General features: G+C 51.4%; 16 protein-coding genes and 2 pseudogenes. 6 read left to right on the plus strand and 12 right to left on the minus strand.

Annotated elements, in window-relative coordinates; translation table 11 throughout:
- Positions 1–289 precede the first annotated feature (289 nt).
- A complete protein-coding gene (locus PCAR_RS09850) occupies positions 290–736 on the plus strand; it encodes an arsenate reductase ArsC (RefSeq protein WP_011341509.1) in 447 nt (148 codons plus the stop codon).
- A 381-nt stretch (positions 737–1,117) separates the two neighbouring features.
- Here PCAR_RS09850 and PCAR_RS09855 read toward each other — a convergent pair whose 3' ends face one another.
- Positions 1,118–1,363, minus strand: a complete 246-nt coding sequence (locus tag PCAR_RS09855; RefSeq protein WP_011341510.1) for a hypothetical protein — start codon at positions 1,361–1,363, stop codon at positions 1,118–1,120.
- A 317-nt stretch (positions 1,364–1,680) separates the two neighbouring features.
- On the opposite strand from PCAR_RS09855, the gene PCAR_RS09860 reads away from it, so the two are divergent.
- Entirely contained in the window at positions 1,681–2,970 is a 1,290-nt protein-coding gene (locus PCAR_RS09860) for an alpha/beta fold hydrolase (RefSeq protein WP_011341511.1), read from the plus strand.
- A 4-nt stretch (positions 2,971–2,974) separates the two neighbouring features.
- Positions 2,975–3,733: an MlaA family lipoprotein gene (locus PCAR_RS09865; protein WP_011341512.1), complete on the plus strand. Its 759-nt coding sequence runs from the start codon at positions 2,975–2,977 to the stop codon at positions 3,731–3,733.
- Between the two features lie 419 nt (positions 3,734–4,152).
- On the opposite strand, the gene aroL is transcribed toward PCAR_RS09865, so the two are convergent.
- The 4 genes from aroL to PCAR_RS09885 form a co-directional block, all read right to left on the minus strand.
- On the minus strand, positions 4,153–4,665 hold the full coding sequence (aroL, locus tag PCAR_RS09870) for a shikimate kinase AroL (protein WP_011341513.1): 513 nt from the start codon (positions 4,663–4,665) through the stop codon (positions 4,153–4,155).
- 482 nt (positions 4,666–5,147) lie between these two features.
- A complete protein-coding gene (locus PCAR_RS09875) occupies positions 5,148–5,423 on the minus strand; it encodes a type II toxin-antitoxin system RelE family toxin (RefSeq protein WP_200858965.1) in 276 nt (91 codons plus the stop codon).
- Position 5,424: 1 nt separating this feature from the next.
- Positions 5,425–5,652 carry a ribbon-helix-helix domain-containing protein gene (locus PCAR_RS09880; RefSeq protein WP_011341515.1) on the minus strand — a complete coding sequence of 76 codons (228 nt, stop codon included), beginning with the start codon at positions 5,650–5,652 and terminating at the stop codon, positions 5,425–5,427.
- A 2,204-nt stretch (positions 5,653–7,856) separates the two neighbouring features.
- A complete protein-coding gene (locus PCAR_RS09885) occupies positions 7,857–9,209 on the minus strand; it encodes a phosphomannomutase/phosphoglucomutase (RefSeq protein ID WP_011341516.1) in 1,353 nt (450 codons plus the stop codon).
- Between the two features lie 144 nt (positions 9,210–9,353).
- Between PCAR_RS09885 and PCAR_RS09890 the strand changes: the two genes are divergently transcribed.
- Entirely contained in the window at positions 9,354–9,713 is a 360-nt protein-coding gene (locus tag PCAR_RS09890) for a four helix bundle protein (protein ID WP_011341517.1), read from the plus strand.
- Positions 9,714–9,865: 152 nt separating this feature from the next.
- Here PCAR_RS09890 and PCAR_RS09895 read toward each other — a convergent pair.
- Positions 9,866–10,834, minus strand: a pseudogene (locus tag PCAR_RS09895) (mannose-1-phosphate guanylyltransferase/mannose-6-phosphate isomerase); the annotation flags it as partial.
- A 137-nt stretch (positions 10,835–10,971) separates the two neighbouring features.
- Between PCAR_RS09895 and PCAR_RS09900 the strand changes: the two are divergent.
- A complete protein-coding gene (locus tag PCAR_RS09900; RefSeq protein WP_011341518.1) occupies positions 10,972–11,949 on the plus strand; it encodes an IS481-like element ISPca3 family transposase in 978 nt (325 codons plus the stop codon).
- A 10-nt stretch (positions 11,950–11,959) separates the two neighbouring features.
- Here the strand turns inward: PCAR_RS09900 and PCAR_RS09905 are convergent.
- The 6 genes and pseudogenes from PCAR_RS09905 to PCAR_RS09925 all read right to left on the minus strand — a co-directional run.
- A pseudogene (locus PCAR_RS09905) lies at positions 11,960–12,442 on the minus strand (sugar phosphate nucleotidyltransferase); the annotation flags it as partial.
- A gap of 27 nt (positions 12,443–12,469) precedes the next feature.
- Entirely contained in the window at positions 12,470–12,649 is a 180-nt protein-coding gene (locus PCAR_RS19260; RefSeq protein ID WP_200858967.1) for a HepT-like ribonuclease domain-containing protein, read from the minus strand.
- Positions 12,650–12,803: 154 nt separating this feature from the next.
- A complete protein-coding gene (locus PCAR_RS09910) occupies positions 12,804–13,097 on the minus strand; it encodes a nucleotidyltransferase family protein (protein WP_011341519.1) in 294 nt (97 codons plus the stop codon).
- Positions 13,098–13,291: 194 nt separating this feature from the next.
- On the minus strand, positions 13,292–14,086 hold the full coding sequence (locus PCAR_RS09915) for a transposase (protein ID WP_011341520.1): 795 nt from the start codon (positions 14,084–14,086) through the stop codon (positions 13,292–13,294).
- A gap of 132 nt (positions 14,087–14,218) precedes the next feature.
- The gene (locus tag PCAR_RS09920) at positions 14,219–14,593 is read right to left on the minus strand and encodes a helix-turn-helix domain-containing protein (RefSeq protein ID WP_011341521.1); all 375 of its coding nucleotides are present in this window, start codon (positions 14,591–14,593) and stop codon (positions 14,219–14,221) included.
- Positions 14,590–14,838, minus strand: a complete 249-nt coding sequence (locus tag PCAR_RS09925; RefSeq protein WP_041531334.1) for a type II toxin-antitoxin system RelE family toxin — start codon at positions 14,836–14,838, stop codon at positions 14,590–14,592. The genes PCAR_RS09920 and PCAR_RS09925 overlap by 4 nt, the downstream gene beginning before the upstream one ends.
- 246 nt (positions 14,839–15,084) lie before the next feature.
- Here PCAR_RS09925 and PCAR_RS09930 point away from each other — a divergent pair, with 246 nt between their 5' ends.
- Positions 15,085–16,320 (plus strand): ISL3 family transposase, encoded by a 1,236-nt coding sequence (locus PCAR_RS09930; protein ID WP_041531335.1) that lies wholly within the window; start codon positions 15,085–15,087, stop codon positions 16,318–16,320.
- Positions 16,321–16,350: the final 30 nt, after the last annotated feature.

Here is a 16,350-nt window from a genome sequence, read left to right on the forward strand (position 1 = left end):
TTGGTTTGAAACAAGATCTGAGTTTTTCTCTGCGTCCTCAGCGAGCTCTGCGGTTAAATGCTTGATTTTAAGGGTGTTCGCGTCTCATTCAAAAGCATGTTACCGCCCGCTCGCTTCGCTTACTAGAGAACACAGAGGACACAGAGATAATCAAAACCAGGAATTTGGTTATTTGGTTTAAAACAAGATCTAGGCTTTCCTCTGCGTTCTCGGCGAACTCTGCGGTTAAATGCTTGATTTCAGATTTGATCCGCGTACTATTCAAAAATATTTCAAAAAGGAAAATCCCATGCCGAACAAAATCAAGGTGCTCTTCCTGTGCACCGGCAACTCCTGCCGCAGCCAGATGGCGGAAGGATGGGCACGACATCTTAAGAGCGATCAGCTGGAAGCCTGGTCGGCAGGAATCGAAACCCACGGCCTTAATCCGCGCGCCGTACAGGTCATGGCCGAAGTCGGGGTTGATATATCCGGCCACGAATCCCAAAATATCCGCGACCTTCTCGACATACCTTTCGATTACGTCGTCACCGTCTGCGGACATGCCCATGAAACCTGCCCTATTTTCCCGGGACAGGCCAAGGTGGTACATGTCGGCTTCGACGATCCGCCGAAAATGGCTCAGGAATGTGGAACGGAGGAAGAACAACTGAACTGCTACAGGCGGGTCAGGGATGAGATACGTACGTTTATAGAAAGGCTTCCTGAGGCGCTTATGGGCCAGGGGGAGGGATAAGCCGAAACATTTAGAATTGTCGCTTTTAAAATTTTATTTTCAAAACCGCGGGGTTGCGTCCCCGCACGACGCATTACTCTTTTAATACGCCTCAAAAGAGTAATCAGAAAAGGGCGCCCCAGCTCCTGGCCCGCCTGCGGCGGGTTCCCTCCACGGCGCAACCGACGGGCGGGCGGACAAGATTCGCTGCGCTCAGTCGTCCACCTGTTTCGCCCGCCGGTCGCACCGTTCCGGCGGCGTCACAAGGGGATTAAACAGCTCAAGAAAGACCTGACCTTAGGTAGGGAATACGTTAGAGAGGATCACAGGTACAAAAAAGCTTTTTCCTTTTACCAATCACTAATCACTAATCACCAAGTCCTACTCACTCCTCACAAAATTTCAGAAGGTAAAGTAGCTCGGTCCCGCCTCATCCTGATCGCACTCCGAATGCTCGGCGTACAAAGTCTCGGCAAGCAACCCTCTCAGACTCGCGATGGCATCCTGGGCTTTTTTAGCATAATAAGCCGACGGCTTACCGTAAGCTACCGTCAGTTCGCTGGCCATTTTCCCCAATTGAAAATGCATATCCCTCAGACTCTGTGCATACTCCTGGTGCTTCTGCCTAATAAAACTATCCTTAGCCATGCTGCCCCCCCTGACCAATATCCCGTATCCACAAAGGAATAATTCTACAAGACGGTCGCGTTTTTACAACAAGCGGCAAACACTCTTTTTACATATTTGTAACAAAACATTCCTATGCAGCCGATTTCACACATGTTCTCATACGTGCTTGATCTACCCTGCAGAATGAATCATTAACCGTTGCTTCTGCATTTCATTTAATCCATAATTGGCGTTCATCCATAAAGGGCCTCTTGCCCCGCTCTTGGTTATCCAACTGCACACGTGCTCCAACCGATGTCAGCCGAAAAATGGCAACCCATGCGCAGGAGAATATCATGCGATCATTGTGCGCATTTCTGCTCACCTTTTTGATGGTTATGGGATCAGGGTCTTATGCTCTGGCCGAAAACGCTTTTGACTACCCTTTTACCAACCCCTACGAAGCGACGGTCATCGAAGCGCCATCACCCTACCGCGCGGTACTGCCCCAGGAAGTACCAACACGCATTCTCAATCTCAAGGTTTTCCCTGAGCGTAAGATCCCCGAAATATTCTGGTATGAAGACGGCCTGCCCTGTTCACTGGTCTACCAACGTGGCAAGGCCCCGCTGATTTTTATCATCGCCGGCACCGGCGCCCGCTACGATTCCCCTAAAATGCTTTCGCTGCAGCGGGCCTTTTACCAGGCGGGGTTTCACGTACTTAGCATTTCGTCGCCCACGCACATGGATTTTATCATCAACGCCTCCAGCGCCATGATCCCCGGCAACCTGGAGGAAGACGCTCGCGATCTTTACCGCGTCATGCAGCTTGCCATAGACAAAATCCAGAACAATATAGAAGTGAGTGCCTATTACCTCACCGGTTACAGCCTGGGCGGCATTCAATCGGCCTTTGTCTCCCGCTTGGATGAAAAACAACGGCAGTTCGATTTTCAGAAGGTTCTGCTTATCAACCCGCCGGTCAGCCTGTACCGTTCCGTCTCCATCCTCGATCGCTTGCTCGACGATAACATTCCCGGCGGGCTCAACAACTTTCGGCCCTGGCTGGACGATGTCATGCAGAATCTTTCTGACATCTACAAAGAGCTTGGCTATTTCGAATTTTCCGGCGAATATGTGTACAAAGTGCACAAACGTTATCCCCGACGTGAGAGTTTTCTGCGCGCCATCATCGGATTATCCTTCCGCTTATCATCGTCCAACATGATCTTTGCTGCCGACATCATGAACGGGGGCGGTTACATCACACCGACCCACGCGGAATTCAACCAGAGTACTTCGCTAACGCCTTATGCTATGGTCGCCTGCCGGACCACCTTTGCCAACTATTTCCATGAATACCTGTACCCCCATGTACACAGAGATCATCCCGAGCTCACCGAAACGGATGTCATCGGCAGGCTCAGTCTCAAACACATTGAAACCTACCTGCGCCGGACACAAAAAATCGGCCTGCTGCACAACCAGGACGACATCATTCTTGGAAATGGCGATATCGAGTATCTGCGACAGGTTTTCGGAACCCGCGCACAAATCTACCCCCACGGGGGGCATTGCGGCAATATGAACCACCCCGACGTCGTCCGATTTATGACCAACTTTTTCAGCGGCAGGGAGGGATAACCCAATGAAGTATACACCGCGTATATTGCTGCCCATCCTGCTGCTGGCAGGATTGCTGTTTGGCGGTTGCAGCACCCTGCCCCGCACCTCCGCCCAAAGCCGGCCACCGCTACGAACCTACGAAAACCTTGTCGACAGCACCACCGAGCACCCCCTGGAAGTTTACGATCCCCTGGAGGGGATCAATCGCGGAACCTACCGTTTCAACTATTATTTCGACCGCTATCTGTTTTTACCGGTGGTCACCGCTTACGACTTTATCCTGCCAGACTACGCCGAGGATCGCATTTCAAATTTCGTCGACAACGTCTTCGAGTTCAACAACCTGTTCAACAACATCCTGCAATTGAAATTCAAGGGCGCGGGCATTACCCTGTCCCGATTTGTGATCAACAGCACCGTCGGCATCGGCGGACTCTGGGATCCCGCCACGACCTGGGGCCTGCATAAACAACCGGAAGATTTCGGGCAAACCCTCGGACATTACGGAGCAGGCAACGGCCCCTACCTGGTACTTCCCATCCTGGGACCGTCCAACCTGCGTGACACCTTCGGCATCGCCGGCGACGCCGCCAGCTTTGCCGGCATCGGCCCGGTAGCCTGGGCGGAAAGCAACACCGCCTCACGCACGTTCACCGGCGTCAGCACCGTCGATCGCCGCCACCGCCAATCGTTCCGCTACTACCAGACCGGATCGCCGTTTGAGTATGAAATGGTGCGATTGTTTTATACGAAAAAAAGGGAGTTGGAGATTGCGAGGTAGGAAAAGATGTTTTTGACCGCAGAGGGTGCAGATAACATCTGATGCACACGGATTTATGCGGATTCAAACCTGAAACCAAGCATTTAACCGCAGAGCTCGCTGAGTTCGCAGAGCAATCCTAGATCTTGTTTTAAACCAGAACAAAATTCCTTGTTTTTGCCTCTCTCAGCGCCCTCTGCGTTCTTGAGTGAGTGATACGAACGGGCGGTAACACGCTTTTGAATGGTACGCGGATTAAATCTAAAATTAAGCATTTAACCGCAGAGATCGCTGAGGTCACAGAGCAATCCTAGATCTTGTTTTAAACCAGAACAAAATTCCTTGTTTTTGCCTCTCTCAGCGTCCTCCGCGTTCTCGAGTGAGTGAAACGAACGGGCGGTAACACGCTTATGACTTTACTTCCGACAACAACCTTCCAATTAACCACCCAGCATATCCAGGGCCTGCTTGACCACTCTTTCGACGGGAACCGAACCGTTGAGAATATAGTGCGCCGTCTCATGGTATAGAGTCTCGCGCTCTGCCATCACTTCATTGATCTCTTCAACGATCGATCGCCCGGTAAGCGTCGGACGCTGGGCGGAATTCGGATCGGCCTTAAGGCGTTCCGCCATAACCTCGGCCGGGACATGCAGATAAAATACTTTCCCATGGGCCCGCATGTATTTCCGGTTGGCTGTAGCCAGGACCATCCCCCCACCCGTCGCTATCACGGTTTTTGGTGCCGTCACGGCGTGCAGGGCTTCGCTTTCCCTGCGACGAAACCCCACCCAACCTTCCTTGGCCACCACCTCGGCAACCGTCATGTGACTCGTTGCAGACATATACTCGTCCGTATCGACAAAAGCATAGTTCAGCACACTCGCCAGAGCGCGGCCGATGGTGGTTTTGCCCGAAGCGCGGGCACCGATCAGGTAAATGGTGGTCGCCATGAAAGATCCTCTACTTTTTCGTCACTGAAATTCATCGAAAACGAACAGGAGTATATAGCAAACACAGCGGAATGGGTAGGTTTTACCGGGAAGAGATGCTGAAGGGCCTATTTTTTACAGCAAAGAGCGCCGAAACTGTTGACATACGAGAAGCATTTCGAGGGATTTGTTTCTGATGATGAAACCAGATATTTCACCGCCCGCTCATTCCATTCGCTAGAGAACGCTGAGAGCGCAGAGAGAAGAAATTAACAACTCCGACTCTATGGTTTTCCTCAGCGACCTCAGCGTTCTCGAGTGAGCGAAGCGAACGGGCGGTAATACGCTTTTGAATAGGACGCGGATCAAATCTATAACGGCGGATGAACACAGATAAAGACAAATAGCAGATTGCTTCGGCCAGGAATTGCTCATCCTCCGATGAAATCAAAAAGCTTGTTCAAAAAGGCACCAGCGGCCCCTCTGAGATCCCACAAGTTTTTTCACTGTCGGCTTTCCATCAGCGGATAAACTCCCTTGCGATGGCAGATACCAAGGATAAGAATTTCGTCGCCGTCAATCTTGAATACAATACGGTAATCCCCGACCCTGAGTTTCCAGTAGCCCTTGAGAGTTTTTCGCAAAGGTTCACCATATTCTTGAGGAGCAACCATGAGTCGGGTTTCGATCGCTTTTTTGATCCGCACCCGGACATCGCCGTTTATCTTCGGGATATCTCGCCCTTTGACGTCAGGATGATAGATGACCGAAAATGCCACCCTACCCCCAGACATCTTCATGGCTTACAGCTTTACGGCGGTCAAAACCATTTTCCCGTTCGGCGGCTAAATCGGCCAGGGCCCGGTCCTCCCGGATTGCGAGGGCCTCCTTCACCAAGTCCCGCATCAACATGGACATGGAGACACCTTCGTCTTCGGCAAGATCATGGAGGGCATTATAGAGGGGTTTTTCAAGGACTACGTTGACCCTTGGGTTTTTTGCTGGCATGGCAAATCTCCTTTTTCGTCAGTGTGCCACTTATGCTCCACCTTGTCAAATATTCGCCTGGTAGAACCACGCAACACCGGGTGGGAGCCTGAATGTTAATGCAAACTCTTGCCATGGGTATTCGTCCAACATTCTGCTGTGGTAAGTCATCAAGTCACCCGAGTCCCCCCTGGGGTCCCCGTCGGGTATTGCTCACGGGTGTTCCTCCTTCGTCAGTGTGCGGTAATCCACCTTAACACACTGTCCGAAAATCGGGGACCACCTCTCATTTCGAGGGATTTGTTTTTGATGCTGAAACCATATATTTCACCGCCCGCTCATTCCATTCGCTAGAGAACGCTGAGAGCACAGAGAAAAGGCTATTTCTTGTTTTAAACCAAACAACCATACTCCTGGTTTTGATTCTCTCTGCGATCTCTGCGTTCTCGAGTGAGCGAAGCGAACGGGCGGTAATACGCTTTTGAAAGGTACGCGGATCAAATCTGATGCACACGGATCTTCGCGGATTCAAACCTGAAGTCAAAACTGTGATATCGAACACAGATAACGGCGGATGCACACGGATAAAGGCAAATTCCTCGGCCTAAAAACCAGATCTTGGGGTTAAATCAGATGTTAATCCCTGCAGTTTCCGCGGCATCCGCGTTCCATTGCCTTTGACCTTCAGATTTTGAGAAGTTATCCGCCGTTATCCGATGTTATCTGTGTTCGACAACTTGCCTTGGTTTTTGCCTTTAAGTTCTAATGGTACGCGGATCAAATCGGATGCGCGCGGATCTTCGCGGATTAAAACCTGAAATCAATACAATCATATCGAACACAGATAACGGCGGATACACACAGATAAGGCAAATTCTTCGAACCAAAATTCGGATTCTGATGTTAAATCAGATGTTAATCCCTGCAGTTTCCGCGGCGTCCGCGTTCCATTGCCTTTGATCTTCAGGTTTTGAGAATCTATCCGCCGTTATCCGCATTTATCTGTGTTCGACACTTGCCTTGGTTTTTGCCTTTAAGTTCTAATGGTACGCGGATCAAATCGGATGCGCGCGGATCTTCGCGGATTAAAACCTGAAATCAATACAATCATATCGAACACAGATAACAGCGGATGCACACGGATAAAGGCAAATTCCCCGACCCAAAAATCGGATCTTGGGGTTAAATCAGATTTTTATCCCTGCAGTTTCCGCGGCATCCGCGTTCCATTGCCTTTGATCTTCAGGTTTTGAGAATCTATCCGCCGTTATCCGCATTTATCTGTGTTCGACACTTGCCTTGGTTTTTGCCTTTAAGTTCTAATGGTACGCGGATCAAATCGGATGCGCGCGGATCTTCGCGGATTCAAACCGAAAATCAAAACCGTGATATCGAACACAGATAACAGCGGATGCACACGGATAAAGACAAATGCCTCGACCCAAAAAACCGGACCTTGGGGTTAAATCAGATGTTAATCCCTGCAGTTTCCGCGGCATCCGCGTTCCATTGCCTTTGATCTTCAGGTTTTGAGAATCTATCCGCCGTTATCCGCATTTATCTGTGTTCGACACTTGCCTTGGTTTTTGCCTTTAAGTTCTAATGGTACGCGGATCAAATCGGATGCGCGCGGATCTTCGCGGATTAAAACCTGAAATCAATACAATCATATCGAACACAGATAACGGCGGATACACACAGATAAGGCAAATTCTTCGAACCAAAATTCGGATTCTGATGTTAAATCAGATGTTAATCCCTGCAGTTTCCGCGGCGTCCGCGTTCCATTGCCTTTGATCTTCAGGTTTTGAGAATCTATCCGCCGTTATCCGCATTTATCTGTGTTCGACACTTGCCTTGGTTTTTGCCTTTAAGTTCTAATGGTACGCGGATCAAATCTGATGCGCGCGGATCTACGCGGATTCAAACCGAAAATCAAAACCGTGATATCGAACACAGATAACGGCGAATGCACACGGATAAAGACAAATGCCTCGACCCAAAAAACCGGACTTTGGGGTTAAATCAGATGTTAATCCCGGCAGTTTCCGCGGCATCCGCGTTCTATTGCCTTTGAGTTGAATTTACCGCAGAGATCGCTGAGAACGCAGAGCAAAATCTAGATCTTATCTTAAACCAAACAACAAATTCCTGGTTTTTGCCTCTCTCTGCGTCCTCCGCGCCCTCGAGTGAGCGAAGCGAACGGGCGGTAATATGCCTTTAAACTAACGCGCATCCATCATGCCTAGGATTTCCTGCGTCTTCTGCTCCATCAACCCCTGATCACCCCGGGTTTCGACATTCAACCGCACCACCGGCTCGGTATTGGAGCAGCGCAGGTTAAACCGCCACTGATCGAACTCCATACTCAATCCATCCGTAAAATCGGTTGCTTTCGCACCGACACGATAATGATTCTCGATGTTGGACAGAGTTGCAGCGGGATCGCTCAGGCGACGATTGATCTCGCCGCTGGCGGGATAACATTTGATCCGCTCACCCACCAGGCTGGAAAGAGGCTGGCCACTGCGGCTCATGAGTTCGGTGACCAGCAGCCAGGGAATCATGCCGCTGTCGCAGTAGGCAAAATCCCGGAAGTAATGGTGAGCGCTCATCTCTCCGCCGTACACCGCATCTTCCTGCCGCATGCGTTCCTTGATGAAAGCATGGCCGGTCTTGCTCATGACCGCCGTGCCGCCCAGTTCCGACACCAGATCCATGGTATTCCAGGTCAGACGGGGGTCGTGGATAATGCGGGCTCCGGGGTGGTGCTGCAGAAACGCCGCCGCCAGCAATCCCACCACATAATACCCCTCGATGAAGCCACCCTTCTCGTCGAACAGAAAACAACGATCAAAATCACCATCCCAGGCAATCCCCAGATCCGCACCGTGGGCCACCACCGCTTCGGCCGTAGCCGACCTGTTTTCCGGCAACAGGGGATTAGGAATGCCGTTGGGAAAGGCACCGTCCGGATCATGATGGACCTTGATGAACTCAAAGGGCAGATGCTGCTCCAGCTGATCCAGTACCGGACCGGCACAACCGTTGCCGGCATTGACCACGATCTTCAGAGGCCGCAATGATTGCCGGTCGATATAGCCCAGCAGATGTTCGATATAACGCGGCCGGGTCTCCAGAACAGTGCGGGTACCGCGTTGTACCGGCGGAGCAAACTGGTTGTCCTGAGCCAACTCCCGAATGGCATCCAGACCACTGTCGCCACTGATAGGCCGCGATCCCTGCCGCACCAGTTTCATGCCGTTGTAATCCATGGGATTGTGACTGGCCGTCACCATAATGCCGCCATCCATCTCCTCGGCAAAGGTGGCGAAATAGATCTCTTCCGTACCGCACAAACCGATATCGAAAACATCCGTCCCACCATCAAGAAGCCCGTTGCTCAGCGCATCACACAAAGCCGCACTGCTGAGCCGCACATCCCGACCCACCACCACCCGGCCCGGCTTCAGATACTCGGCATAAGACCGCCCGATACGGTAAGCGATTTCCTCGTTGAGTTCATCCGGCAGACGACCGCGGATGTCGTAGGCTTTAAAGCAAGTTAAATTCGTCATTTGTTATTAGTCCATTATTTAAAAAAGTGATTCGTAACTGGTGATTAGTGATTGGTAAAAATAGATTTACTTAATGTTTCATCTCGGGTAAGTTGGGCATGGTAGCAATTTAACCCTTTTCAGCAGAGTCCAATATCGAAATCAATGAAACACCATAAGCAATTGGAAGTTTGGAAACGATCCGTAGCTTTAGCCGGAGCAATATATTCGGTAACGCGAGGCTTTCCTCCGGAAGAGAAATACGGGTTAACTTCTCAAATGTGTCGGGCGGCTGTCTCCATAGCCAGCAATATTGCGGAAGGTGCAGCACGACAAACGTTGAAGGAGTTTATCCATTTTCTCCATATTTCTTCAGGCTCAGCGAGCGAGTTGGATACGCAGATCGAAATCGCCAAATTGATCAACATGGGACACTCAGAGAATTTACTTAAAGCTCAACAAGATCTTTCCCAAATATCCCGAATGCTTAAAGGACTTATTCGTTCCCTGGAAAAACGTCGATAATTCTTGTTATATAAACAGTGACAAGTGATTAGTGAATCGTGACTAGTAACAATCACTGCTTTAATTTTTGCTTTGCTTTTGTTTATTTTTTTAACCAATCACCAATCACCAATCACTGATTTGACTTTCCAACCAATCACTATAATTGACTTCTACCGCCCATATCTGTCCTCAAAACGCACAATATCATCCTCCCCGAGATAAGCCCCGGACTGCACCTCGATCAGCTCCAGCGGTATCAACCCGGGATTTTCCAGGCGGTGTTTCACGCCGAGGGGAATATAAGTCGACTGGTTTTCGGAAAGGACCAGGGTTTCGTCATCCTTGGTAATACGGGCCGTGCCACTAACAACGATCCAGTGTTCAGCCCGATGGTGATGCATTTGCAAAGACAGGCAGGCGCCGGGATTAACCGTAATGCGCTTGACCTGAAACCGATCGCTTTGGTCGATGCTCTCGTAGCTTCCCCAAGGCCGGTTAACCCGCCGGTGCAGCAATGCCTCGCCCCTGCCCTGCTCTTTAAGTTGCTCGACAATGGCCTTGACGTCCTGAGCCCGATCCCGCCGCGCAACCAGCACGGCATCGGCGGTTTCCACCACCACATGATCCTCAAGCCCGACGGCGGCAACCATGCGACCACTGGAGTGCAGATAACAATTGCGGCTGTCGTGGGTCAACACATCACCACGCATCACATTGCCGGCACTGTCTGCCTGCCCCACTTCCCACAGCGCCGACCAGGATCCGACATCACTCCACCCCGCATCCAGCGGAATCACCGCTGCATCGGCAGTCTTCTCCATCACCGCATAGTCAATGGAATCCTTCGGACAAGCCCCGAACGCCTCCGCATCCAACCGTACAAAATCAAGATCCCGCTGCGCCTTTTCCAAAGCTTCACGACAGCAACTCAGCATTTCCGGTGCAAACTTCTCCAGCTCCTCCAAATACCGCGAAGCCCGGAACATGAACATACCGCTGTTCCAGTAGTAGTCGCCGGAAGCGAGATACGATTCGGCAGTAGATTGATCCGGCTTCTCTACAAATTCAGCAACAGGATAAGCGCTCGTTTCTACAGTCGCTTGCCTTTGAGCATTACCAACGGAACCATCAGTCTCAGGTTTGAGCTTATCATCCAATAACCAATCACTAATTGTTGGGTCCCGGATGATTCCATTAGCAGAAAAAGCTTCCCGTTATTCTTAGCTCGGGATATGCTTTTTGATATTCTCTGCGGTGAAATCTAAAGGAGTCTGATATGACGATACGGTTACACGCTAATGCCACAACGACCCCGAAAATCCGACGATATATCCAAGAGTCGGAAAAATCGCACAAGGCTTTAGCTAAAGAACTGGGCATATCCATTGACACGGTACGTCGCTGGCGCAAACGTGACGATGTTCACGATCGGTCTCATACGGCACACCGACTGAATACAACGATGACCGAAGCCCAGGAAGCCGTTGTCATCGAGTTGCGTCGCTCTTTGTTGTTGTCTCTCGATGATCTCCTGGTCGTCACTCGGGAATTTGTCAATGCTGACGTCTCTCGTGCGGGACTTGACCGTTGTTTGCGACGACATGGGGTATCCCGATTGGCGGACCTGATCCCGAAAGAGGAAACGGCCAACAACAAGCCCAAAACATTTAAAAACTACGATCCGGGGTTCGTTCATGTCGATATCAAATATTTGCCACAGATGCCGGACGAAACCTCTCGGCGTTACCTGTTTGTAGGCATCGACCGTGCTACCCGCTGGGTTTACCTGGAAGTGTGCAAGAGCAAATCCGCCCAAGCCGCAAAGGGCTTTTTGAATCGCCTGGTAGCCAAAGCGCCATTTGTGATCAAAAAATTGCTCACCGACAACGACAAGGCATTCACGGATCGATTTTCCACTGCTGGAGAGAGAAAGCCAACAGGGAATCATGTATTCGACAAAACCTGCGTTCAGCATGGTATTGAACATCGGCTTATTCCTCCACGCCACCCTCAGACCAACGGGATGGTTGAGCGATTCAACGGTCGCATCAGCGAGGTTTTGGCAACAACCCGGTTCGATTCCGCCGAAAATTTGGAGCAGACATTGTTACGTTATGGTTATCTATACAACCAGCATATTCCTCAGCGAGCGTTGGGGCATAAAGCTCCCATACAAGCGCTGAAGGATTGGCAAAAAAAGAAACCAAAACTTTTCCGTAAACAGGTCAGGAATCATGCGGGACCTGACAACTAATCACTAATGACTGCTTCTCAGCTCGTATGTACCCATACCCCGTCTCAGCCTTCGTCGGAACAATCCCAAAAGTCACCAACTTCCCCGCTTCAGCAAGCTTCGCGCCCTCAACCACCGCACCACGGAAAGTCAGATCATCAACAATCACATGATCAGCCGGCAATATAAGCAAAACCGGATCATCCCCAGCACCCTGCGCCTGTAAAGCAGCTACAGCCACAGCCGGAGCGGTATTGCGTCCCACCGGCTCCAGCATAATGGCGCCCGCAGGGCAACCAGCCTGACGCAACTGCTCCGCCACCATAAACCGGTGACTTTTGTTGCAGACCACCAGCGGTTCGGCCAGATTTTGCAGACCGTTTAGACGCAGCTGGGTCTCCTGCAGCATGGTAGCTTCATGGATTAAAGGTAGGAATTGCTTAGGATATTGATCACGGGATAAGGGCCAGAGACGAGTGCCGGCTCCGCCAGAGAGGATTATCGGAAGTATCATGTTATCTTCACATGGAGAGTTGTAAATCTAAGCTAAACCTTTATCTAGCTCCATCAAAAGTATTTTCAACCCTGGCAAGTCATCCTGAATTGTTCTCCAAACAACTTCAACGTCCACACCAAAGTACTCGTGAATCAAGACATTTCTGATGCCTCTCATCTTCGCCCAGGGAATTTTTCGGAACCGTTCTTGAACCTCGAAAGGCACATAATTTGCTGCCTATCCGATAATCTCAAAATTACGAATAACCGCATCAACGGTTTTTTGATCCTGTTACCATTCAGGATAATCAAGACCAGCGGAATATTCCTGAATACGAGTAATTGCCTCCAGAATGTCCTCGATCCGAAACCTCCAGTCCCTAGTGGACATGAACAGCCTCCCCAAGGATTTTATCGCGCAGTTGTTTTTTGAGGGCCTTCATAGTCACAAGATCAACCGGCTGATGAAACAAGCCCTCGAGATACTCTTTTAAATCCAAGTATTTAAACATCCCAGGCACTTGACTGTAGGTAACCAGGATATCGAGATCGCTATCCGGCCTAGATTCCCCTCTGGCAACCGAACCAAAAAGAGACAGGGATTGAACATCGAATTTTTGCCGGATTTCTTCCATATGTTGTGAAAGAATCCGGATGACCTGCTCCCGTTGCATGACATATCCCTTTCGGAAACTGTATCCATCCAAGTTGTTCCCGCCTGGCAAGGGATCGGCATGCGGGGCAACTCTGAAAGAAATAGGAGTTTTGCGGCTCCCGCTTTTCAAACAGTACCTACACACTTTTTATAGCACGAGTTTGAGAATCGTAATAACTCAAAATCATGTTTTAACCAACCGTTCTTCCCTGCTCACGGAAACAGCTCTCTAAGGCTATCGTCTGTTCGATAAAGATCCTCTCCAGCCGCACTTCGACGGCACACCCCGGAGCGGGTGATACCCAGGATGCGAGCGACGGCTTCACCCGAATAACCCATACGTCTGAAACCGAGATAACTGATCAGACTGCGAGCATCCGTCACCGCGTTGCGACGACCTGGTTGTCGGATATCCTCGACCGTGACACCGAACACTTCCGCCACCTTTTCTGCCAAAATTTCGAGCGTCAGAATCGAAGGTTCGGATGATGAAATGCGCGACTCATCTAGCAGTCCCTGCACAAACTCACCCGAACCGAGTACCCGTTCATCGTACATCTGGGGTTTATCCTCCACCCCGGTCATCATCACACGGCGCAACCCGCCGCCACAAAGCTCTTCACGCTCCCCCTGCCCCGCGCCGATGCTAACAAACTGACGGTAAGCAGTTCGCGCCGTTCTGAGGGAGCCACCGAACCGACCGAGAACTTCGTCGGTATTTTGTCCGGTCAAATCCTGAGTTCCCATCAGCACCGCATGACCCGACCAGGGATAGCTGTCCAAAGCAGCCATATCACCAACTGCCCCGGCCCGCAACAGAAGATGGGAGTGGTTTCGCATCAGCGACCACGCCAGACATTCGGTGCCCGTCTCCCCCAGCAGAAGATTCATCCGCTGGAGAAAGGCGATCCGATCAGCATGATCGTGAAAAATTGGCTTTTTCTCGATGCCCCTTACCATGACGTGTTGAAGAAGATCCAGATGATCGATTCGCGCTGTTCTTGGCATGCATGTCAGAATATCGGCAAAAAATGATAAGTCAACAAGTCACCTACGTCCCCTCTGGGCTGCCTTGCAAGACCTGGCCCAGAAGCCTTTGCTGGGGTCCCGTCACCTCCGGGGTCCCCAGATGACGATTCCTCACTCAGTGATCACGTCCAGCGGCACGTCAAGGGCTCGAGCAATGGCGGCAAGGGTTTCAACCGTGCCTTGCCGCTTACCGGATTCAATCTGTGACAGGTACGGCTTGCTGATACCGGCCCGGTCGGCCAGTTCTTGCTGGGTCAGGCTGCGATAGTCCCGCCAAAGCTTGACCGGCGAATCACCTTCCAATTCGCGGCGGAGGATTTCCGCAGGAACCAGGAACTCCCGGCCGGCCCGGTAGGCCTCCTGGAATTCGGCCACAGCCGCCGCATCGGCCTTGTCTTCAAAGGCCTCCAACAGCCGCAGGTAGTCGGCATATGGAATCACGGCATACTCGGGCTGGCCGTTTTTCTTGATGATCTGCGCTTTCATTGATAAACCTCTCCCCGCGATGCGATGCGCACCACGGCAACCACCAGTGCCTGGTCATGGACCAGGTAGACAACCCGTAACCCCCCTACCCTTAGACGATATCCTGGGTGGTTGGTGAGTTTGCGGACATTGTTATTCGGCGCGTATGGGTCAGCCGCCAGCGTCTCGATCTTCTCCATGACGAGTCTTGCTGTATTGCGCGGCATACTTTTCAGAGCCTTGCGGGCGGCCTTTGAGTAATCGATCGAGTACCTGCTTCAGGTTAGCTAATTGCAAACATATGTGCAAACAAAAACCTTTTCCGTCTGCTGCGATAAGTCAACAAGTCACCTACGTCCCCTCTGGGGGACATTACCCCATGGGTTATTCTTCCATCTGGGGCCCCAGGAGTTGCGCTATGTCTTGCCTTCAGATCAAACTTAATTTAAACTGAATTCAGTTAACAAAATGGGCTCTTCCCAAAATCGAGTGGGTAAGTTAGGGTTTCTCACATGAATGATACAGCTTTGTACGCTCAAATCCTTGGTATTCGGTCGCCCTGGAAGGTCGCCGAAGTGAAACTCGCGCTTGCTGCTGGCGAGGTCAGTGTTTTTGTTGAACGGGATCAAACTATCCCCATGACCTGTCCAAAGTGTGGGGCAACGGTCCCCGGCTACGACACGCGACAGCGGAAATGGCGGCACCTAGATACCTGCCAGTATAAGACCATGCTTGTGGCCGATGTCCCCCGCGTTCAGTGCCCTGAGCACGGCGTCGTGACCGTTGAAGTGCCTTGGGCGGAACCTGGCTCCGGGTTCACGGCCCTGTTTGAAGCCTTGGTCATCGACTGGCTCAAGGAGGCCACTATCTCGGCCGTCTCCCGACAGATGAATCTCAGCTGGAACGCCATTGACGGCATCATGGTGCGGGCCGTCGCGCGGGGCCTTGCGCGACGCGAAAACGAGGCTCCCAAGCATCTTGGTATCGACGAGACCTCCTTCCGCAAGCGGCACGATTATGTCACAGTCGTCTCGGACCAGGAGCAAGGACACGTGCTCCATGTCGCCCTGGGGCGAAACAAGAAGGATCTGACGGACTACTACGACTCCCTTTCCGAGGAACAGAAAGCAGGCATTGAGTCGGTTTCCATGGATATGTGGCCTGCCTACATCAACGCTACTCTGGCGAAGATTCCCGACGCGTCCCGGAAAATCGCCTTCGACAAGTTTCATGTGGCCAAATATCTCGGCGAGGCCGTCGACAAGGTGCGCCGTGAAGAACATAAGGTGCTACTCAAACAGGATTGCAAGGATCTGAGCGGCACCAAGCATGTGTGGTTGACCAACCCCGTCAACATGAGCGACAAGCAATGGCGCTGGTTTCGCGATCTGCGAGAGAGCAGCCTGAAAACCGCCCGCGCCTGGGCGCTAAAAGAGGCCGCCATGGGATTGTGGCATTACGTTCGCAGACCCTGGGCCGTCAAGGCCTGGAAGAAGTGGCTGGCCTGGGCTGTTCGTTGCCGCTTGCAGCCCATGAAAAAGGTTGCGAAAACGATCAAAGAGCACCTTTGGGGCATTCTCAATGCCATCATTCTGAAGGTCACCAACGGCCCGGCCGAGAGCATCAACAGCCGGATCAAAACTATCAAGGTAAGAAGTCGCGGATTCCGCAATAAGGAGCGGTTCCGCAATGCCATTTATTTCCATCTCGGGGGCTTGAAGCTATACCCTGAAGGCATCATGCGATAGCTGTTACCCACTCGATCGGGGGAAGAGCCA

Origin of the sequence: Syntrophotalea carbinolica DSM 2380, assembly GCF_000012885.1 — a bacterium.
In the GTDB taxonomy this organism is placed as follows: Bacteria; Desulfobacterota; Desulfuromonadia; order Desulfuromonadales; family Syntrophotaleaceae; genus Syntrophotalea; species Syntrophotalea carbinolica.